The sequence below is a fragment of the Exiguobacterium sp. J17977 genome (genome assembly GCF_018616375.1).
GTDB lineage: Bacteria > Bacillota > Bacilli > Exiguobacteriales > Exiguobacteriaceae > Exiguobacterium > Exiguobacterium mexicanum.
Genome location: NZ_JAEQBB010000009.1, coordinates 36,077 through 56,932, shown reverse-complemented (window position 1 = coordinate 56,932; position 20,856 = coordinate 36,077). Strand labels below are relative to the sequence as shown.

At 52.2% G+C, this 20,856-nt stretch carries 19 protein-coding genes, 1 riboswitch and 1 other annotated feature; of the genes, 10 read left to right on the top strand and 9 right to left on the bottom strand.

The genetic code is table 11. From position 1 onward, the window contains the following. Positions 1-63: 63 nt before the first annotated feature. Positions 64-2,532 carry a CoA-disulfide reductase gene (locus KNO58_RS14050; protein ID WP_214754893.1) on the bottom strand — a complete coding sequence of 823 codons (2,469 nt, stop codon included), beginning with the start codon at positions 2,530-2,532 and terminating at the stop codon, positions 64-66. Then, positions 2,529-2,834 carry a rhodanese-like domain-containing protein gene (locus tag KNO58_RS14045; protein ID WP_214754892.1) on the bottom strand — a complete coding sequence of 102 codons (306 nt, stop codon included), beginning with the start codon at positions 2,832-2,834 and terminating at the stop codon, positions 2,529-2,531. The genes KNO58_RS14050 and KNO58_RS14045 overlap by 4 nt, the downstream gene beginning before the upstream one ends. Before the next feature lie 286 nt (positions 2,835-3,120). On the opposite strand from KNO58_RS14045, the gene KNO58_RS14040 reads away from it, so the two are divergent. The 3 genes from KNO58_RS14040 to KNO58_RS14030 all read left to right on the top strand — a co-directional run bounded on the left by KNO58_RS14040 (position 3,121) and on the right by KNO58_RS14030 (position 4,920). Continuing rightward, on the top strand, positions 3,121-3,387 hold the full coding sequence (locus tag KNO58_RS14040; RefSeq protein ID WP_021068154.1) for a metal-sensitive transcriptional regulator: 267 nt from the start codon (positions 3,121-3,123) through the stop codon (positions 3,385-3,387). Positions 3,388-3,453: 66 nt separating this feature from the next. Then, positions 3,454-3,885 (top strand): type III secretion system chaperone family protein, encoded by a 432-nt coding sequence (locus tag KNO58_RS14035; protein ID WP_016509669.1) that lies wholly within the window; start codon positions 3,454-3,456, stop codon positions 3,883-3,885. A gap of 90 nt (positions 3,886-3,975) precedes the next feature. After that, on the top strand, positions 3,976-4,920 hold the full coding sequence (locus tag KNO58_RS14030) for a DUF4003 family protein (RefSeq protein ID WP_251026270.1): 945 nt from the start codon (positions 3,976-3,978) through the stop codon (positions 4,918-4,920). Positions 4,921-4,940: 20 nt separating this feature from the next. On the opposite strand, the gene KNO58_RS14025 is transcribed toward KNO58_RS14030, so the two are convergent. From KNO58_RS14025 to KNO58_RS14010, 4 genes are all read right to left on the bottom strand, one after another. Then, positions 4,941-5,663 carry a YwiC-like family protein gene (locus tag KNO58_RS14025; RefSeq protein ID WP_214718432.1) on the bottom strand — a complete coding sequence of 241 codons (723 nt, stop codon included), beginning with the start codon at positions 5,661-5,663 and terminating at the stop codon, positions 4,941-4,943. A gap of 80 nt (positions 5,664-5,743) precedes the next feature. Then, positions 5,744-6,379, bottom strand: a complete 636-nt coding sequence (locus KNO58_RS14020) for a YitT family protein (protein ID WP_034780845.1) — start codon at positions 6,377-6,379, stop codon at positions 5,744-5,746. Positions 6,380-6,632: 253 nt separating this feature from the next. Then, positions 6,633-8,756 carry an MMPL family transporter gene (locus KNO58_RS14015; protein WP_214754891.1) on the bottom strand — a complete coding sequence of 708 codons (2,124 nt, stop codon included), beginning with the start codon at positions 8,754-8,756 and terminating at the stop codon, positions 6,633-6,635. Positions 8,757-8,858: 102 nt separating this feature from the next. Continuing rightward, positions 8,859-9,650, bottom strand: coding sequence for a hypothetical protein (locus KNO58_RS14010; protein ID WP_214754890.1), 792 nt, complete (start codon positions 9,648-9,650; stop codon positions 8,859-8,861). 140 nt (positions 9,651-9,790) lie between these two features. On the opposite strand from KNO58_RS14010, the gene KNO58_RS14005 reads away from it, so the two are divergent. Then, a complete protein-coding gene (locus tag KNO58_RS14005) occupies positions 9,791-9,955 on the top strand; it encodes a YycC family protein (protein WP_021068148.1) in 165 nt (54 codons plus the stop codon). An 18-nt stretch (positions 9,956-9,973) separates the two neighbouring features. On the opposite strand, the gene pulA is transcribed toward KNO58_RS14005, so the two are convergent. Continuing rightward, complete coding sequence (gene pulA, locus KNO58_RS14000; protein ID WP_214754889.1) at positions 9,974-11,968, bottom strand: type I pullulanase; 1,995 nt, start codon at positions 11,966-11,968, stop codon at positions 9,974-9,976. A gap of 70 nt (positions 11,969-12,038) precedes the next feature. Here pulA and KNO58_RS13995 point away from each other — a divergent pair, with 70 nt between their 5' ends. Further along, positions 12,039-12,530: a YajQ family cyclic di-GMP-binding protein gene (locus KNO58_RS13995; RefSeq protein WP_128123161.1), complete on the top strand. Its 492-nt coding sequence runs from the start codon at positions 12,039-12,041 to the stop codon at positions 12,528-12,530. After that, positions 12,527-13,105: a metallophosphoesterase family protein gene (locus KNO58_RS13990; protein WP_214754887.1), complete on the top strand. Its 579-nt coding sequence runs from the start codon at positions 12,527-12,529 to the stop codon at positions 13,103-13,105. The genes KNO58_RS13995 and KNO58_RS13990 overlap by 4 nt, the downstream gene beginning before the upstream one ends. A gap of 34 nt (positions 13,106-13,139) precedes the next feature. On the opposite strand, the gene argS is transcribed toward KNO58_RS13990, so the two are convergent. Next, on the bottom strand, positions 13,140-14,822 hold the full coding sequence (gene argS / locus KNO58_RS13985; RefSeq protein ID WP_214754885.1) for an arginine--tRNA ligase: 1,683 nt from the start codon (positions 14,820-14,822) through the stop codon (positions 13,140-13,142). Positions 14,823-14,874: 52 nt separating this feature from the next. After that, positions 14,875-15,087: a binding site (T-box leader), on the bottom strand. Between the two features lie 154 nt (positions 15,088-15,241). On the opposite strand from argS, the gene KNO58_RS13980 reads away from it, so the two are divergent. Beyond that, positions 15,242-16,921 (top strand): GGDEF domain-containing protein, encoded by a 1,680-nt coding sequence (locus tag KNO58_RS13980; RefSeq protein ID WP_251026269.1) that lies wholly within the window; start codon positions 15,242-15,244, stop codon positions 16,919-16,921. A 96-nt stretch (positions 16,922-17,017) separates the two neighbouring features. Beyond that, positions 17,018-17,113, top strand: a riboswitch (SAM riboswitch). 52 nt (positions 17,114-17,165) lie between these two features. Continuing rightward, positions 17,166-18,467: a Na+/H+ antiporter NhaC family protein gene (locus tag KNO58_RS13975; RefSeq protein ID WP_034804307.1), complete on the top strand. Its 1,302-nt coding sequence runs from the start codon at positions 17,166-17,168 to the stop codon at positions 18,465-18,467. Between the two features lie 27 nt (positions 18,468-18,494). Here the strand turns inward: KNO58_RS13975 and KNO58_RS13970 are convergent, their stop codons facing one another. After that, positions 18,495-19,139 (bottom strand): TVP38/TMEM64 family protein, encoded by a 645-nt coding sequence (locus tag KNO58_RS13970; RefSeq protein WP_214754883.1) that lies wholly within the window; start codon positions 19,137-19,139, stop codon positions 18,495-18,497. 225 nt (positions 19,140-19,364) lie between these two features. On the opposite strand from KNO58_RS13970, the gene trhO reads away from it, so the two are divergent. Then, the gene (gene trhO / locus KNO58_RS13965; protein ID WP_034804313.1) at positions 19,365-20,306 is read left to right on the top strand and encodes an oxygen-dependent tRNA uridine(34) hydroxylase TrhO; all 942 of its coding nucleotides are present in this window, start codon (positions 19,365-19,367) and stop codon (positions 20,304-20,306) included. Positions 20,307-20,422: 116 nt separating this feature from the next. Next, positions 20,423-20,848: a divergent PAP2 family protein gene (locus KNO58_RS13960; protein WP_029596250.1), complete on the top strand. Its 426-nt coding sequence runs from the start codon at positions 20,423-20,425 to the stop codon at positions 20,846-20,848. Positions 20,849-20,856 lie beyond the last annotated feature (8 nt).

Below are 20,856 nucleotides of genomic sequence, written 5' to 3'. Positions count from 1 at the left end.
CGGGTGTCGAACAACAAAAAGGCGACCGGTCAAGTGACCGGCCGCCTAGATTATCTCAGTTGGTTAGATAAAGAGGTTCAAGTTACCGCCTTCGGCTGCCCCGAGGTATGCTGCCACACCACCGAGGTCGATGCCGTCGATTAACTCTTCTTCTTTAATGCCCATGACGTCCATCGACATCGTACAAGCGACCATTTTGACGCCTGCCTCTTGAGCCGATTTAATCATTTGATCAAGTGATGGCACGTTTTTGTCGCTCATCACTTTCTTCATCATCTTCTGACCAACGCCACCGAAGTTCATGTTCGAGAGCGGAAGCTCACCCGCATGAGATGGCATCATCATGCCGAACATCTTCTCGAGGCCTTGCTTCTTCACTTCTGGCGCATCTGGTTTACGGATGACGTTGAGTCCCCAGAATGTGAAGAACATCGTGACGTCTTTACCCATTGCTGCTGCACCTTGCGCGATGATGAATGAAGCGAGTGCACGGTCGAGGTCCCCACTGAACACTACCATCGACGCGCCGTCGCCTGCTGGTGCGCCCGCTTGGACGGCTGCAGGGCCTTGACCTTTTTGGAGGACCGCTTCGACGCGACCGTTCACAAATTGTTTCGAGACGAGCTTGTTGCCCGTTTTCTTCGCCCATGCTTCGATGTCCGCAAAGAAGCCAGGATCACTTGCGAGGACGCGGAGCGTCTCGCCTTCACCAAGTTCGGCTACTTTTTTGTTGACTTCTAAGATTGGTCCCGGGCATTGCAGACCGCACGTATCTAGGAAAATCGGTTCCCCGATTGGTTCATTCATCATTACTGGTGGTGCCTCCTCCGTTGCTGTTGCAGCAGTCTCATTTGCTGCCGACGCGTCTGCCTCGATGGCATCGAAATCGCGTTTTACTTGTGACCACGTCTTGTAGCCACCGCTCAAGTTTTTAACCTTGAATCCGTTTTGACGCAAGATGCGGGATGCGAGATATCCACGAAGCCCGACTTGGCATGTCACATAAATCGTTTCGTCTTTACTGTAGTTGTCCAAGTGATCGCGTAGCGAGTTGAGCGGAACGTTGATCGAGCCAGGGATTTTACCGAGCTCGTGCTCTGATTCGTCACGGACGTCGAGCAATGTCGCGCCGTTTTGGACCAAGTCGTCAATCTCGTTCCAATGTACGACTTCGTTATCGCCGAGGACGACGTTCGACGCGACGTAACCGATCATGTTGACCGGATCTTTCGCCGAGCTGAACGGTGGTGCATAGCTGAGTTCGAGGTCTGGAAGGTCGAGGACCGTCAAGCCACCTTTCATCGCTGTCGCAATGACGTCGATGCGTTTATCGACACCGTTCATCCCGACACCTTGTGCGCCGTAGATTTCACCGGTCGTCGGGTGGAACAAGAGTTTAAGTGATACTGGTGTCGATCCCGGGTAATAACCCGCATGTGAACCTGGGTGGACGTGGACGGCTTCGAATTCTTTACCAGCTGCTGTCAAACGTTTCTCGTTCCAACCTGTCGAAGCAACGGTCATATCGAATACTTTGGCAATCCCAGTCCCCATCGTTCCGTTATATTGGACGTCACGACCGTTGATGATATCGGCGACGAGACGTCCTTGGCGGTTAGCCGGCCACGCGAGCGGAACGACCGTCGGCTCTTTGAAGATATAATCGAGCACTTCGACGGCGTCACCGATGGCGTAGATGTTCGGGTCTGACGTGAGCATCTTCTCGTTGACGCGGATGGCGCCGCGCATGCCTGTTTCAAGGCCTGCTTCCGTTGCGATTGATGATTCTGGCACGACACCGATTGATAGGACGACCATATCGGTCTCGATGACGCGACCGCTTTTCAAGTGGACACGCTTCCCTTTCTCAGAGAAGGAGTCGACACCGTCAGACAGCTGAAGGTCGACGCCGTGAAGGCGCATGTGCTCGTGAACCGGCGAGACCATCTCACGATCGAGCGGTGTCATGACTTGGTCGGCCATCTCGACGAGCGTGACGTCGACGCCACGTTCCCGTAAGTTTTCAGCCATTTCGATGCCGATGAAGCCGCCACCGATGACCGTCGCGTGTTTCGGCGCTTTATCATCGACGTAGCTGCGGATTTGATCCGTATCCGGGATGTTGCGAAGCGTGAAGATGTCTTCTGCTTCTTCAATTCCAGGGATGTTCGGACGAATCGGTTTCGCTCCTGGTGATAAGACGAGTACATCGTACGACTCATCGTATGTTTCGCCCGTTTTAACGTTTTTCACCGATACCGTCTTCTCGGCACGGTTGATTTTCGTCACTTCCGTCAAGTTGCGGATATCGAGTTGGAAACGTTTATTCATGCCCTCGACGGTTTGGACGAGCAATTTTTGACGATCTTGAATCACGTCACCGATGTAATATGGAAGACCACAGTTCGCGAACGAGATGTACTCGCCCCGGTCGAACATGACGATTTGGTTCTCTTCATTTAAGCGACGAAGACGGGCGGCTGCCGAAGCGCCACCGGCCACCCCACCGACGATTACGATTTTTTTACTCATTGCGCATTTCCTCCTTTGACGACTTCACCAGGCCAGCTCATCAAGCCATCTTCTATATTGACCACTTTATAACCTTTCGCTTCCATTTGCCAAGTTGCTTGCGTGCTGCGAGCACCTGAACGGCAGAGAACGATGTATTCTTCTTCAGGGTCGAGTGTCTCAATCCATTCCGAAATTTCAGATAGCGGATAATTTGTCGCGCCAGCAATGTGCGCTTCCTGGAACTCGTCACGTTCACGAACGTCGACGATATTTACTGGTACTTCAAAATCCATTTGACGCTTCAAGGCAGATGCTTTCATGTTTGTTTACCCATCCTTTTAATCTATGATATTTCACTTATTTATTCGTCAGCTTGGTAGCGGGCGTTCGACGAAAGTTTGTGATTCATTGAACATATCGCTTCCACGTCATTAATATACCCCCTGCGGTATTTGATTGCAAGGGATTTGTTTGTCGAATCGGTAAACGTTTGAAAAATTTTCACATCAAACGTTGTTGCTCGACACATACTCCCCCACGTATTAAGATGAGACTACACAATAAATAGTTGGGTTACTGAACGATTTGAATGTAGAGGTGAATCTAATGGAACAGTATCAATACGATGCAAAAGTGTTGAACCGGATGAAACGGGTCGAAGGACAAATTCGGGCCATCATTCGCATGATGGAAGAAGGGAAAGAGTGCCGTGACGTTGTGACACAGTTGAGTGCGGCTCGATCAGCGCTTGACCGTGCTTCGACCATCATCGTCGCGAAGAACTTGGAGCAATGCATCATTACCGCCCAACAAGATGGCGAAGATACGTCAGAAACCGTCGAAGAAGCCATCAAAATGTTGATGAAACGCTAGTTCCCCTTGCTTTCCCTCCGCAAATGGGCGAAAGTTAGAGTAACGACTTTTAAGGGGGACTTGTTTGTGAACTTCGAAGAAAAAGTAGAATCATTTAAAGCGCTCGTTGCTGAACGCAATATGACGTTCAAAGAGAGCGAGACTGAAACGCATGTCACATTTTTGACGCGTGAAACGACTAAATCCGGGGCTCAGCCCGTTATGATTATCGCCTTCAATAAAAAGACGACAGATGCGGAACTGTATGCCGCGACGGTCACACACGTACCGGATTACGTCGAAGACCTACCGATTCTGAACGCCTTGAACGAGTTCAACCAAGAGTTCAAATACTTCCGCTGCGTGCTCGACAGCGACCGTGATGTCACACTCGCCTCGACGCTCGACCTCGACCTCGGCTTCTCGCCAGAGATCATCTTGCAACATTCATTCATGATGTTCCAAGCGGCCGACGAAGTGAACGAATACATGCAGAAGTTGTATACGCAAGTCCAATAACAAACAGCCGCCCCGGACGAATCCAGGGCGGCTTTTTTTGAATCATTCTTTCGATTAAGCTCGTATAAGGAGAAAAAGGAGGAGTTGCTGATGATGACACGGTATACGCATTACCTCGAAGCACTCGAGGCAATCAGGGGAGCGACAAAGTGGTTCACCGATGATTTCCGACGTTTGATGGCCATCAATTATGCCATCCACGACACCCCGTTCGATGAAGCGCGGTTCGAGCAGGCTCAAGCGGCCGTCAAACGGAAAACGAAAGCCTTCTCCAAGTTTCGCGGCAGCAATAATTTCGTCTGGCTGTCGTTCCTCGATGCCAAGTATGAAGACATCGAACCAGCCATCGACGAGGCACTCCGACTCGACACGTTGCTCGACCGAAAACACTTCCGCTTCAGTATGTTGCTCCCCTTCATCGCGAGCCAACTGATTAACGTCGATGAGCCCGAGCGCCGGCTTGACGAGGCGAGCGCACTCTATCAAACGTTCAAACGAAACCATCCTTGGCTGACGAGCGAAGAAGACCTGTTGTCTGCCCTCGTCCTCGTTCAAGCGTTCGATGACCACGATGCGTTGAGCCAACGGATTGAGACGTATTACGAAGCGTTGAAAACCGAGTTGCCCCGCTCAAACGAGCTCCAACTCGTCTCGCATCTGCTTGCTTTTAGCGACTTGCCTTCAGACGAGGTCATCAACCGCCTGCTCGAGTGGCGCACGCGGCTCCAAGGACAAGCAATCGCCGTCAAAAACGAGCATCTGCCAGCGCTCGCCCTCTTGGCCATCGTCGCGGCCCCGAACGACAACGACGAGCGCGACCTGATTGACATCACGAACGCCGAGAAGGAAAAGCATCGCTGGTTCCACACCCACGCGTTGACGGTCGCCCTGCAACTCGTCGCGGCAAACAACATCAAGGAAGACGCGAGCGAGTTACTGTTGCACGGTACGTTCGCCCATCTGCTCGCCATGCAACAGGCAGCAACGGCAGCGGCGACCATGGCTATCATTTCGAGCACATCTTCGAGCGACTAAAAAAGAAGGGTTTCCCCTTCTCAACTAAATAAATACCAACTGAGACAACCGAGCACGAACACCGAGTTGGCGATTTCGACGATCCCGATCTTCATGATGGGGATCTTTTTGCCGTAGAACGCGACCGCCCGGACGAGACTCGGCACGTAAGCGAGTGCCAAGACCGGATAGCCAAACGCGATGAAGATGGCGACGAGCAAAAAGTGATACCCCCATGATACGTTCCGATAAAACAAGCTCTTCTTCTCCCGAATCATCGTTTTGACGAAAAAGATACTTCCGAGGAAATATAAGTACGGCAAAGCGAACATCCACACTATCGTCCCATCCAAGATGCGCGCCCCGAGATAATAGCTCGCCATCCCGCCGATACAAAATGAGGTGACGGCGCTGACATCGTTCCAGACGTTGCGCTCATCCTTAATTTTGGCAAAATAGGCGTTGATGAGACCGAATGGAATCATAGCAAGGACAAACCAGACAAGACGCCACTCGGACAAAAACACCGGGATGGCAGCTACAATCGCAATCGTCAAATACGTCACGACCGTACGCAACAGCTCTTGTGACTTCTTCCGTTGCTTAATGTATTGGAACAAGAAAAATGTACCCATATAAACGAACAACCAGGCGATGGCGAACGGGATGTGCGCGAGCGTCCACCCTCCGACAATGCCGCCGAGTAAGAACGGTAAAATCAGCATCGACCAAGCGCCGTGCTGTTTTGGAATCATCCATTTCATGTGACTCCCTCCTTCTATGTGTAGTGTAGAAGAAAGATGACTGTAAAACTGTGATAAATTTTACAAAACAAAAAACGATCTCACGCGAGATCGTTTTTTGTTTTTAGTTTGGTCACACTTGGTACGGTTACTTCGACCACATCGTCCGTCAACATCTTCGTGACGACACGACCTGCGATCGAGACCGCGAGAAGCGTATACAGCGCATTCGACAATGGCAAATAGATGAGCGAGATCGCCAAAACGATGACATCAAATATGATGAGAATCGTCCCGACCGATACGCCGGTCCATTTTGATAGGCCGAGTGCGAATAAATCGTCGCCCCCGGTCGCCCCGCCCGATTTCAAGACGAGACCGAGACCGTAACCTGTCACAATCCCGCTCGCGATGGCGGCGAACAACGTCGCCGGCCAGACTTGGATATCGAACGTTAGTAAATCCAACCGATCCCACATGGCGTAGCTGAGCGACAGTGACGCCGCGGCAAGCACGGCTTGCCCGACGAAGCGCCAGCCTTTCCACCACAGGGCGATTAAAAAGAAGGGAATATCGAGTACAATCATCGAGATCGCCGGATCGATATCAAATAAATAGCGGCCGAGCAATGCTAGCCCGACGAAGCCCCCTTCTGCCAAACCAAACTGTTCATTCAAATAATAATAACCGAACGCCATGATCAGCGTTCCGAGCACTATGGTAGCAACTCGTTTCATTCCGATTGTCCTCCCCGTTTTCAACGGAGAGGAGGATCCTCAGTCGTAGCCGCGGTTCCATCTGTTCCATCTCCGATCTTCCGTTTGTTGATTTTTACATTGATGTCGCTTGTAAAAACTCAACGCTAGAAGTCCGGTAATTGAAACAGAGGCCATGTCCTCTCGGTATCCATAAAGACCTTCCTTTCCCAAATTGCGCGTAGTGATATGAGTAGTCTAACACAATTCCGGAGTTGTTTCATTAACTGTACATTTAGTGTAAGTTACGTTTCGGTAAATCTTTCTTCCCGAACCACCACCAGTTCCAGTCCCCGAGCAATTTCATCAAGGACGGGACAAGTAAAATACGGATGATTGTCGCATCGATAAAGATTGCGAGCGCGATGCCGACACCGAGCTGTTTGATCGGACTGACACCGGTAAAAGCGAACGCCCCCGTGACGACAATCATGATGACCGCGGCCGACGTGATGATTTTACTCGTCTTGGCGAGTCCCATCTCCGTCGCGTAATCGTTATCTCCAGTCTCCCGGTAATATTCCTCAATCCGCGAGACGAGAAACACCTCGTAGTCCATCGATAGGCCGAACACGAGCGAGAAGATGAACACCGGGGTCAAGATGCTGATCGTCTCGGCATCGTACACGTATCCTGATTCGAAGATGATGACGAGCAGACCGAACGTCGCCCCGAGACCGAGCACGTTCATGATGATCGCCTTAATTGGAATCAAGACCGAGCGGAACGCCCACATGAGAATGACCATCGTCGCCAAGATGACAGTCACGACCGCATACGGGATACTGTCATAAATCTCTTCATAAATTTCTTCGTTGAACGCGGCTGGTCCCCCGACGTCAAAACCGCTCTCACGCCAATCCCGGACGAACGCCTGCGCGTCCTTATCACTTGGCGGGACGTTGAAACTGATGTTGACGAGGGCAAGGTCGGTATTCCCTTCGAGCGTGACGAGACGTTCGAACGCCTCGAGTTGCTCTGGTGCCGCTTCCGCGAGTTGTTGGAATTCGGCCGGTTCGAGACCGGATGCCGTCAAGAACGTCGTAACGTTGTCGACAATCGGATCCTCGGATAGCTCATCGGTGAGTGCCGTCAATTCATCGAGAATCATTGAATCGGTCAAATCGTTCGTCTCAAACAAGAGCACCGCATCCGTCGACGTCTCCCCGAACACGTCGTCCCACCGCTCAAGGGCGGCCCGTGACTCGTACGAGGTCGGGAGCGCATCGGCGTCCGGGATGTTCAATTCGAGGTCACGGACGAACCAGAGACTCGGTAGTAACAGCAAGAGCGCGACGAGTGTCATCGTGACGGGACGTCGCATGACGAAACGGGCCAACTTCTGCCACCGTACTTCAGAACGCGTCTCATTCGTTTTGATGAGACGCCCCTTATTGATGGCATCTCCGACGATATATAAGGCGGACGGCAACAGCGTGAGCGCCGATAAGACCGCCCCCGCCACCGCAACTAACGCACCGAGCGCAACGGCTTGGAACACGTCGACTTGGATGAATAGCAACCCGGCCAGTCCGACGAACACACAAAGCCCTGAGAACAGAATCGAACGCCCGGCCGTCGCGACCGTTCTGACGATGGCTGCCTCACGTATGCTCCCACGCGCAAGCTCTTCGCGATAACGGTTGACGAGCAATAATGAAAAATCGATGCCTAGCGCGATGGCGATCATCGCGACCGCATTCAAGACGAAAATGGACAGTTCCATCGTTTGGGCAAAGAAGAACAATGCACCCGCCGCCACGATGAACGTAATCAATCCAACGAATAACGGCATGACCGCGGCGAGCGGTGTCCCAAAGACGAGCAAGAGGACGAGCAACGCGACCGGAATCCCAATCAACTCAGCCCGAATCAAGTCATTCTTCGACGCTTCATTCAAGTCATCCGCGAAGACCGGCTCTCCCGTCAATCGCACGTCTGTATCCGTATCTCGAATCAAGGCGTTGCGAACGCCATCGATTGACGCCTCGGCCGTATCGTAATCCTCGAACTCGAGCAATAAGTAAGCTGCGTCCCCTGAGCGGGCATCGGGATTCTCGGCTGGCGTGATCACGCCGTCGACCCCATCGACATCAATCAGTCGATCCCGTTGCTGCTCGATGACCGTCTCAAGGTCGCCCCCTTCCAACAAGACGATCATCGAGGCTCCGGCCCGGTCGAACCGGTCGTTCAACGTATCTTCCACTTGGGCGAAACGCCCGTCTTGAATCGCAAACCCGTTGCCGCGCAGTTCACTTGGCAACTGTAATCCGAAATATACCGATACCGCGAGCAATACCGTCCAAATCAACACGACAGCGTAGCGCCATCGGACTAACGCTTGTCCTAATCGTTCCATCCCTGTCCACTCCTCTCCATCTAAGAAGACTGTTCCCGTTTTTAGACGAGATTCTGTAAGCCTTCGTAAAAAAATCCTGAACCGTGTCCTGGTCCAGGATTGTCAACGCTCGAACACTTGCAGCCAGCTATGGCAGAAGCGGCGCGGCGTCGATAGGACGACGAGTCTGTCGCCCGGCTCGTCCAATAAGACGACTTTCAATAATTCGGTCTCGGCACATACTTCGGATGAGAACACTTCACAATCGCGCTCAAACAGTTGGAACGATGTCATCGAGGTGATGGCGGTCGTCACACCGATTTGATCGACGATGACCAAGTCACGGTCACCCCCGTATGGAATTTTCCAACGCGCGCCCGCTTCGACGTCCTCGACCATGAACTGTTGATTCCGTTCATCGTACAAGGTCACGAGGCCAGGTGCCGTGAATCGTTCGAAATCATAGGTCGGTTGATATGCGAGTTCGATGATATTCCCGAACTCCGGGATCTCCTCGTAACGGCTATACCGAAACGTGTGATCGTTCAAGTTCAAGGCGACGATATCTGATTCGGCCGAGTACAAATACAAATCGTCCCCTGACCAGTAATGCAAGTTACTGAACCAATCGTCATGGAACGTCCTTGGAATCGGGTGACGTTCCATCGTCCCGTTTGTCAAATCCATGACTCCGTATGTCTGCAAATCTCGAAATAGCGCGACGGCTCTTCTACCGTGCGGTTCAATATATAGTGCACAAGGTGCCCATTTCCACTCGAGTTCCCATCGGATTTGGAACGTCTCGTCAAAAAACAGAAACCCGGTTTGCGCCAAATACAACATCCATCCTCCACCAACGCGCTCTAACCATTCAACCGTCTGATGAAATTGATAGTCTGCTACTTGTTTGTACATTTGATCACTTCCTAGTTTCAGCTTAGCAACGCCTGACGCATTTTTCGATTTTGAATGTGTTCACCGAACACATTCTCCAACCGTCCGTTTTTCCTGTATACTGGCAGTAGCATACCCGTAATCGGAAAGGAGGAACCCTCATGCGCCCACTTCAACTCTCTCCCGAGACGGCGGTCGAGCTTGCCAAAAAGCTAAACGTCCCGCTCGAGGAACTCATGCATATGCCAAAACACATCATCGTCAAGAAGATGATGGAGCTCGAGGCAGCCAAAACTGAAACGAACGAGGAAAAGGAGACGGAATGACGTCTCCTTTTTTCGTGCTTACTTTTGTTTCGGTTTCCGTTTTTTCGCGACATACCAGAGACCGAGGATGGCCAAAGCAGCTCCACCGGCGACCGCATATTTGCTGTAATCCGGACGGCGTTCCGTCACGACGAGTGTCGATAACGGCGCGACCGTGACGTGCCGCTCCTCAAGGAGACGTGGCGCCGTCAAATTGACGGTATGGTCTTCGACGTGGACCTCGAACTTGCCGGCCGGGAGTTTCACCTCGACCGCTTCCTCGAGTCCGTTATGGTATACGAGATGGCGTTCGACGTAGCCCTCGACGTGGCGACTCAGTTCAAAGGCGATGACGCCCTCTTCTTCATCGAAGAAACGCAAATGTTTACGAATCTGTTCCGCATTCTCAAGACGGAACAACGGATATTGTTTGCGCAGGCTGATCAAGCCCTTCACATATTCGACGCTCGGCGTCTCTTGCTCGGCTCGTGTCCAATCCAAACGGTTGACGACCTCCCCCGAATTGAAGCTGTTCTCGTCCCCGTCTTTCGTGCGGAAGAACTCTTGACCGCTATGCAGGAACGGGATGCCTTGGCTGAGCAACACGATTGACGTCGCGAGGCGATGCCGGCGGCGGCGTGTCGTCTCATCATCGTCCGGATTCGTGGCGGCAAGCTTGTCCCAAAGCGTCAAGTTGTCATGGCACTCGACATAGTTCACGACTTGGTTCGGTTCGTCAGCAAAGCTTTGGCTCGTGACCGCACCGGCAATCCCACGTTTGACGTCTGCCGTCATATCCGTGTTGCCGCTGATCCAACCTGGCAAGTCTTCGATGAACACATCCCCGCGGACACCGTCGCGAATCGCATCGTTGAACTGGGCGATGCGCGGCATCTTATGGGCGTTATGTTGGTTCGCCTTTTTGCGGACCGAGAGCGGCGTATCAAGATCCCAGCCTTCTCCGGTCACGAGAATCGATGGGTCGATGCGATCGAGCGCCTTGCGGACCTGGTTCATCGTCTTGACGTCATGGAGCCCCATCAAATCGAAGCGGAAGCCGTCAATCATGAACTCTTTCGCCCAATACGACACACATTCCACGATCAGTTTGCGCATCATCGCCCGCTCGGACGCCGTATCGTTCCCGCATGCCGAACCGTCGGCGAGCGTGCCGTCCTCGTTCAACCGGTAATAGTAGTCCGGTACGAACTGTCCAAGCGGCGTCGTCAACGCGTCATACGTATGGTTGAACACAACGTCCATGATGACACGGATGCCACGGTCGTGCAGCGCTTGAATCATCGCTTTCAATTCGATGATGCGAGCGGCCGGGTCATCCGCCGAGGAAGCGTATGAGCCTTCGACGGCAAAATAGTGGACCGGGTCATAGCCCCAGTTATAGTTCGCCTCACTCTCGCGCGATTCGTTCACCGAACCGTAATCGAAGAACGGCATGAGTTGGAGATGCGTGACACCTAGCCCGGTAATATAGTCGAGAGCCGTCGGGTAACCCGTCGGTGTCTTCGTCCCGACTTCGGTCATCCCGAGGAATTTCCCGCGATGCATGACCCCGCTGTCCGGATGGCTCGTCAAATCACGGACATGCGCTTCGTAAATGACCGCTTCTTGTGATGAGTGGAAGAGCGGACGTTCTTTGACCCAATGGTCCGGGTTGAGCGTGGATGGGTCGAGCAGACATCCGCGCTTCCCATTGACCCCGACGACTTTTGCATACGGATCGAGCGATTCGACACGTTTGCCGGCGACAATCGCCTCGAACACATAAAATTGACCTTCGAACAAGGCACGATCGAGTTCGATGACCCACGTCCCTTTCTCGGCCCGTTCTAGCGGCAACCGTTCGAACTTCCGCGCTCGCGGCGTCCGGTATAGTTTCACCGTCATCTCTTCGGCGACCGGTGACCAGACCCGCAATCGGATGAGGTCACTTTTAAACGTCACCCCGAGGTCTTTGCCGTGATATGCCATATGGTCTAAATCTACATTTGTCTGTTGATCAATCGTATGTTCCATCTCTTTCACTCCTTCACTACTTCAAATCTGCTATCATTATAACAAAACCCTAGTAAAGGATGGATGAAACATGGCAAAAGAGAATTCTTTTGATATTGTGTCAGAAATGAACCTCGAAGAAGTGAAGAACGCGATTCAAATCGCCGAGAAAGAAATTTTAAACCGCTACGACTTTAAAGGTTCGAAAAGCGAGATGTCGCTCGATAACGGCGATGTCGTCCTCGTCTCAGATGATGACTATAAGCTCGAGCAATTGAAAGACGTCTTGATCACGAAATTGATTAAACGCGGCGTCCCGACGAAGAACCTTGATTATCAAAAAGTGGAACGTGCGCTCGGCGGCACAGTGCGTCAACGCGTCAAATTGAAGAGCGGCATCGATAAAGACGATGCGAAAAAGATTAACAACGCCATCAAAGAATCAAAACTGAAAGTGAAGTCGCAAATTCAAGACGATCAAATCCGTGTGACAGCCAAGTCGCGCGATGACCTTCAAGCCGTCATGCAGCTCGTCCGTGAGCTCGAATTGTCCGTCGATGCCCAATTTACAAACTACCGATGAAACTCGCCATCATCAGTGACCCACATGGTTCGTTTGATGATTTGAAAGCCGTGCTCGAGTCGGTCCGCCGCGAGACGGAGCACATCCTTTGCCTCGGCGATTTGTACGAGTGTCATATCGGTAAGAAACGGCGCAACGAGCGCTTCCATGAAGTGTCCGACGTTGTCACTTACGACCCGGACTACGAGGCGCTCCTCACCTTCCCGAGTCTGCGCGGCAATCAAGAGGAGCGGATTGATGAGGTGCTCGTGGTGTCACATCCGGTCAAAACACGCATCTCCTTATTACCGGAGCAGACGACGCTCGACGAAGCGCTGTTCTTGCACGGTCACCAAGTAAAATGGAGTCCAGACTGGGAACCGCTCGTCGAGAAAGGCAAGTATCCGCTCGTCTTTATCGGACACAGCCATATTCCGGGGATTTACCGGAAAGGTCGCTCGATTCCCTGGGAAATCGGACAACCGTTCGTCTTGAAGAAGAAGCGTTACGTCATCAACGTCGGCGCCGTCATCTTTGACCGCGAGTGGTGTTTGTATGACACGAAAGCGCGGACCGTCACCCGCATGAAAGCATAAGAAAAGGGACCTCGCGAGGTCCCTTTTGTCGTCCTTACATTTCTTCTGGAGCTTGAACACCGATCAATCGGAGTCCTTCCGTCAACACGATTGTCACCGCTTTGACGAGGGCGAGACGTGATTGTTTGCCTGCATCTTCTTCAAGGACACGGACGTGGCCGTAATACTTGTTGAACGCTTGCGCCAAATCGAGCACATAACGGCTAATGATCGACGGCTCGCGGCGTTCGTGGGCACGTGTGATGACGTGCGGGAATGCGTTGAGCATCGTCACGACGCCCCACGTGTGGTCATCATCCGCACCCGTGAATGTCGAGCCGTCGTAGTTGCCTTTACGGAGGAGCGAGTTCGCACGCGCGTTCGTGTACTGCACGTACGGGCCTGTCTCGCCTTCAAACTTGAGCATGCTGTCGAGGTCGAACTCGATGTTGTTGATGCGTTCGTTCTTCAAGTCGTGGAAGATGACCGCGCCGACACCGACCATACGAGCCACATCGTCCGCGTTCGCAAGTTCCGGGTTCTTCTGAGCGATGTTCGCCTGTGCTTTCTCGATTGCTTCTTTGAGCACTTCCTCGAGCAAGACGATGCGACCTTTACGTGTCGACATCTTTTTCCCTTCTTGCAAAATCAAGCCGAACGGCACGTGGTGCATACCGTCGACGAAGTCGTAGCCGAGCTTGCGCAGGACCGAGAACAGCTGCTTGAAGTGAAGCGCCTGCTCACCGCCGACGACGTAGTTCGCTTGGACGAAGTTGTACGTCTCATGACGATAGACGGCAGCTGCCAAGTCGCGTGTCGCATAGAGCGTCGCGCCGTCTTTCTTTTTGATCAAACATGGTGGCAAGTTCTCATCTTCAAGCGAGACGACCATCGCCCCTTCACTTTCGACGAGAAGGTTTTTCTCTTCGAGCATGGCGACAACACGATCCATCTTGTCGTTATAGAACGCTTCCCCGCTAAAGCTGTCGAATTCGACACCGAGGAGGTCGTATACTTTTTGGAACTCTTTGAGTGACTCGTCACGGAACCACGTCCACAGCTCAGTCGCTTCCTCGTTGCCGTCTTCAAGTTTCTTGAACCACGCACGGCCCTCATCTTCAAGTTCCGGTTGAGTCTTCGCTTCTTCGTGGAAATGGACGTAGAGCTTCAAGAGTTCAGCAATCGGATGTGCCCGGACCGCTTCCTCGTCGCCCCATTTTTTATAGGCGACCATCAGTTTACCGAACTGTGTGCCCCAATCCCCGAGGTGGTTGATGCCGACGACGTCATAGCCGTTTTTACGGGCGATGTGGTTGATGGCATTCCCGATTACTGTCGAGCGAAGGTGACCCATCGAGAACGGTTTGGCGATGTTCGGTGACGAGAAGTCGGTGACGATCGTCTCGTTGCGCGTCGCGTGTGTCGCGTAATCCGCTTTCTCGTCGAGCACCGTGTTGATGATTTCTTGTGAGACGACGTCACGGCTCAAGAAGACGTTCACGTACGGGCCCGCTGCCTCGACTTTCGTGAACAACTCGTCGTTCAAGTCGTTCGCGATATCTGTCGCGATCATGACCGGAGCTTTGCGATAGGCTTTTGCGAGTTGGAAACAAGGGAAAGCGAGATCCCCGTGTGCCTCATGTTTCGGTTTTTCAATCAATGCTTCAATCTGGTCGAGCGTCAACTCGTCCCCGATGACACGGGACAAGGCTTCCGCATATTTGCGTTCATAACTCATTCTAATTCCTCCTTATAATTTGTTCATAAAAAAAACGCCCTTTGCACAGATGCAAAGAGACGGGATGGCCCGCGGTACCACTCTTCTTGCCTGCTTGACACAGACCGCTTTATCGGTGATAACGGGGGTCCCCCGGCTACGCCTACTCAGGTTCGGATAGCATCTCAAAAGTGCGTTTCGCGATGTTTGTCAGCCTAGGCTCTCACCAATCCCTAGGTCGCTTTGTTGACGGAACGATCGTTACTCTCTTTTTCATCGACTTTCGTCTATGTGGTTGAAAAGCAATTTCATTATAGAGGAAATTTCATATAGACTCAATGCTAGAATTCCGCCATTATGATGGATAGGCAGGACTCGGGCATGGTTGTGCCGAATCTCCTACCATACATAATTGAATTTTTCCCACATAGGAGGGAACCATGAACCATTTCCGCAAGATGTCCGTCCTTGGTTGGAGTATTTGGAGTATGCTGTTCGGTTTGACGCTCATCTTGTTCGCGACAGGTGTGTTGAACATGCCGGCCATCGAGCCGTTATCGTTCATTTTGATCGCGTTGCTCGTCATTATTTTTCAAATGGACTCCATCGAACGGAAAGGCGTCTACTTTACCTTTTCGGAAAGTATCGTCTTAATCATTTTCTTGTTCTTCGATTTCGAGACGGCGTTGTTCGTCAATCAGATTGGACTACTCGTCTTCCAGTTCGTCAACTTGAAACCGCGTGTCGCGCTTCGTCGCTTCCGCTTCACGTATCCGTGGAACGCCATCACGTCATTTTTAGAGATTGCCATCCCAGCCAGTGTGTACTTGGCCCTCGGCGGTGTGACCGGTCTCGGTTTTTATTCCCAAGATTCGTTTCTGCCGCTTGCCGGCTTGATTGTGGCCATCATCTTGAACACTGTCGTGCAAAAGTATCAAGTCGGTTGGTGGTTCCGTGTCGATATCCCGGTCCGCGACTTTCTAAGCATCGCGTTTTACACGTATATCGTCAGTCTCGTCTTCATTTTGGCGGCCTCGCTCTTCCGTGAGACGAACTTGCTTGTCGTCAGCAGTATCGCCGCCGCACTCACCTTCTTTATTAAGCGGCTCATCATCCAGAAAGGTCGGCAAGACGCCTTCAAATCGTTGATTGAACAATATGATGAGGCAAAAGAAGCCGTGTCGTTGTCACAAAGCGAGGCGCAAGCGATTGAGGTGTTCCTCAGTCAATGTGAACGACTCAACGAGTACGACGAAGGGTTCGTCGAGTTCAAACTGTTCGACCGCACGCTTTACTTTGATTTGAAGACGCGCCAGCCGATCGATCGCCACGTCGTCTTTGATTTACTCGATGCAACCTATCCGAACGAAGCCTCGGTCGAGTATGAGATGCGCTTTGAATGGGACGCCCCGCTATCGAACGAGTTCGATGAAGACTATCATAGCTTCATCTCGGTCCGTTCCGAGGAAATCGAAGGCATCCGCACGTGGCTCGTCATGACCGGCGAACACGTCTATGGCTATCCGCCCATCATTCAACGTGAGATTGTCAAACTGCTCAAATCGTTCAATCGAACGATTAGCCGTTGTCATGAACGTGACCGCCTCTATACCGAGAGCCGGACGGACAGCTTGACGTTGCTTGCCAATGCGCGGGCTTTTTATGAATACGGGATTCAACAAATCTCGGACGGCTCGATGTATCCGATTTCCGTCGCGATGCTCGATATCGACTTCTTCAAAAAAATCAACGACACGCACGGTCATCAAGTCGGAGACAGCGTGCTCCAAGAGTTTGGTCGCCGCATCCGCCAAGTGCTCCGCACCGATGATTTCGCAGCCCGTTATGGCGGCGAGGAGTTCATCTTGCTGTTGAACCGGTGCGATGTCGAAGCCGCCGTCGAGATTGCCGAGCGCATCCGTCAACAAATCGAGAACAAACCATTCCACGTCGACGGAATCGATATCCCCGTGACCGCCTCAATCGGCGTCGATACGATTCAAGCGTTCGGTGACAAACGACTAGACGATACGATTCGCAACGCCGACCGAGCGCTTTACGTCGGCGGGAAGTACGCAGGACGCAACCGCGTCGCCCATTACAATTTTTTGACGTCCTGACTCGCCCCCACGTGCATCGCGTGGGGGTTTGCTATTGACAAGCAGATTTGAAACAGGTACGTTAGGGAACGTGTCTTATAACTAAATATCACAACTTTTTTATCAAGAGAGACTGAGGGACTGGCCCGATGACGTCTCGGCAGCGGGTAACCTGTGCCAAATCCAGCGAGCGGTCTGCTCGACAGATGAAAAAAGTGTTTCTTGTCGAGAGAGCCTTTTTTCAGAAGGCTCTCTTTTTATTTTAATGAATGAGGTGAATCGATTGGAACAACCAACAGCTAACAAATGGGCGCTCCTGCCCTTACTCGTCTTCCTTGTCTTCTTTATCGGGGCAGGCATCTACTATGACGACTTTTATAAATTCCCCGTCCTGATCGCGGCCTTGATTGCCGTCATCGTCGCGGCGATGATGACGAAAGGAAGCGTCACCCAGACGGTCGAACGCGTCGCCCAAGGCGCCGGCAACCCGAGCATCTTGATCATGGTGTTCATCTTCTTGCTCGCCGGTGCGTTTTCAAGCGTCGCCGAAGCAATCGGCGCGATTGATGCGACCGTCAATGCGGCATTGACGTTATTACCGCCTTCGCTCCTCTTGAGCGGCCTGTTCGTCATCGCAGCCTTCATCTCAATGGCGATGGGCACATCGACCGGGACGATTGCCGCACTGGCGCCGATCGCCCTCGGCATCCATGAGGAGAGCGGCGTCAATATTGCCATCGCGGCAGCGGCCGTCGTTGGCGGTGCCATGTTCGGTGATAACTTGTCGTTCATTTCGGACACGACGATTGCTGCCGTCCGCACCCAGCGGACGAACATGCGCGACAAGTTCCGGACCAACTTTTGGATTGTCTTGCCGGCAGCCGTCATCACAACGATTTTGCTCGCCGTCTTATCGAGCGGTGAATCGACCATCGAGCCGGCAGCGTTTGAATGGTATAAGCTGATTCCGTACCTTGCGGTCATCGTGCTCGCCTTGACGGGAATGAACGTCATCCTCGTCTTGCTCGGCGGCATCGCCCTGACCGGCATCATCGGTCTGTTGGACGGCAGTCTAGCCGTCACCACGTACGTCACCGCCATGGCGGACGGCATGATGGGCATGGCCGAGATTTCACTCCTGACATTGCTCATGGGTGGGCTCGTCGGACTCATCTCGCATAACGGCGGACTCACGTACTTGCGTGACGCGCTCACGTCCCGAATTAAAAGACGGGCCGGCGCGGAGTGGAGCATCGCCGGGCTCGTCAGTGCGACAAACGTCGCGACGGCGAACAACACGATTTCGATTCTCGTGGCTGGTCCGCTCGCCGCAAACATCGCCGACGATTATGACATCGAACGTAAAAAGTCAGCGAGTGTACTCGATATCTTCTCGTGTGGGGTCCAAGGTCTGTTGCCTTACGGGGCACAGCTTCTCATTGCGGCCGAACTGACGAACACAGCGTCACCGGCGCTCGTTCCGTATATGTTCTATCCGTTCTTACTGTTCATTTGCGGAGGATTGGCCATCGCCTTTAACTTCCCGCGTTTCAAAAAACGCGCTTAACGAAAACGACCTTGTGAAGTAGTCGCTTCACAAGGTCGTTTGTCGTTTCGCTTCAAGTTCACGTTTCAGCTGCTCGTTCCGCTTTCTGAAGGCACGCCGTTTGAGCAGCTCTTCGAGTCCGCGGCTGATGGCCCATAGGACGAACAGTAATAAAACGAGCATTGATAATCGGAACGGGCTTTGGATAAACTCTTCCCACTGGTCGCCAATGACAGAGAAAATCAAGACGACGAGTAACTTGCCGAACCCGGCCGCCATGATGAACGTCCGGAGCGGCATTTGAATGAGCGCGAGTAAGTATGTGATCAAGCTGACCGGAATGAACGGGAGCGAGTACAGAAATCCGAGTGAGACCGGACTCATATGCTTGATGCGTTCGAGCCAATAGACGCCTTGCTTATGTCGCTCGAGCCACCGCGTCATCGGCTTTCGGAACACGTAGCGAACAGCTACAAACACAAGGATTGTTCCGAGCAAACTACCGACCCAAGACAGTAACGTCCCAAGCAAAAATCCATACGTCGCTGCGTTCGCCGAGATGATAAGGACGAGTGGGAGAAATGGAAAGATGGCTTCTAAGAAAGGTGCCCCTAGTCCTGCCCAAGGTCCGCCCGGAAGTCCTTGTAGCCATTCGATCAAGTTTAAAATATATTGTTGGAGTGATGTCAGCATATCCGTTTCCACCTTCAACTTTCGTTATTCCCTTTTTACCCGATTTCGCTCAGGAAGACGCATCCCCCTGCCCATCGCCGTAAAAAAATAAAAAGTATTTGCGAAATTCATCTGTGATATCTATCATATAGTATGGACTTGTGGTTGCAGGCAAGTCCGTTCGTCGAACGACACAACCCAACGTTCGTTTTCCTGCAAAAAACTGAACACAGGGGAGTAACACACATGGAAACAAAACCAATGCGGGTCTTGCTGTACTATAAGTACGTCAACATCGAAGACCCAGAAACGCTCACACAAGAGCACCTCAAGTATTGTAAGGACCTCGGTATCAAAGGACGCATCTTGATTTCTTCCGAAGGAATCAACGGGACGTGCTCTGGGACTTGGGAACAGACCGAGCAATACATGAACGACTTGAAAGCGAACCCACTATTCAGCGACATCGAATTCAAAATCGATGAAGTCGAAGAGCATGCGTTCTCGAAAATTTTTGTCCGTCATAAAAAAGAGCTTGTGACGTGGCGCTTTGATGGGGAGTTCGACGTGCCAAAACAGCACGGTGCGTACCTCGAACCGGCAGAATGGAAAGAGATGATGAATCGCGACGATGTCGTCATCCTCGACGTTCGTAACAACTACGAGTACGATCTTGGTCACTTTAAAAACGCGATCAAAATCGATGTAGAGGCTTCTCGTTACATGCCAGATTGGCTCGAAGAGAACAAGGACCTCTACGAAGGGAAAACGTTACTCACGTACTGTACCGGAGGCGTCCGTTGCGAGAAATTTACCGCATATATGCGTGACCAAGGTCACGATAACATTTTCCACCTTAAAGGCGGCGTCGCCATGTACGGCAAAGACGAAGCCACGAAAGGCGAAGACTGGGAAGGTGAGCTTTACGTCTTTGACGAGCGCATCAACGTCCCGGTCAACACGGTCAACCCGTCCGTTGTTTCGGAGTGCATGCACTGCGGAACGAAGACGGTCCGCTACGTTAATTGTGCCAACCCGGTGTGTAATGCCCAACACTTCTGTTGTGAAGAGTGTGAACCGAAACAAATGCGTTCATGCTCGAAAGAGTGCCAGGAGCATCCACGTAACCGCTATATCATTGAGAATATCGCGGACAAACTTCAGGAGACTGAAGGCGTCGTCGGGTAACAAAAATCGACCAGAAAGCACTTCGAGCCTACGCTCGGGGTGCTTTTTTGACAGAAACTTTACGTCTAGCCGATGACAGAATCGGGTATAGTGTAGATACCATTGTCAGACAGGAAGTGAATCGATTGCTCTTTAACGAACCTTTACTCGCCGCCTTGCTCGCTTGGTTCATCGCACAAGCAGCCAAGCTCGTAACCGAACTCATTAAAACACGCGATTTTGAATTAGAAATCATGTTTGCCTCGGGTGGGATGCCAAGTTCCCACTCCTCGACCGTCGTCGCTCTAGCGACCGTCATCGGTCGAATCGAAGGGCTCGATTCCAGTATGTTCGCGCTCGCCTTGATTTTCGCGACGATCGTCATGTACGATGCGACCGGTGTGCGTCAGGCGGTCGGGTTCCAGGCCCGCTTGTTGAACGACTACTTCAAAGGCATCAAGCACGAGACGCCCATCTTAAATGAGCTCGTCGGGCACACCCCGTTCCAAGTCATCGTCGGTGCCTTGCTCGGTCTCGTGGTCGGACTGTTTTTCCCAATTTAATATGAATG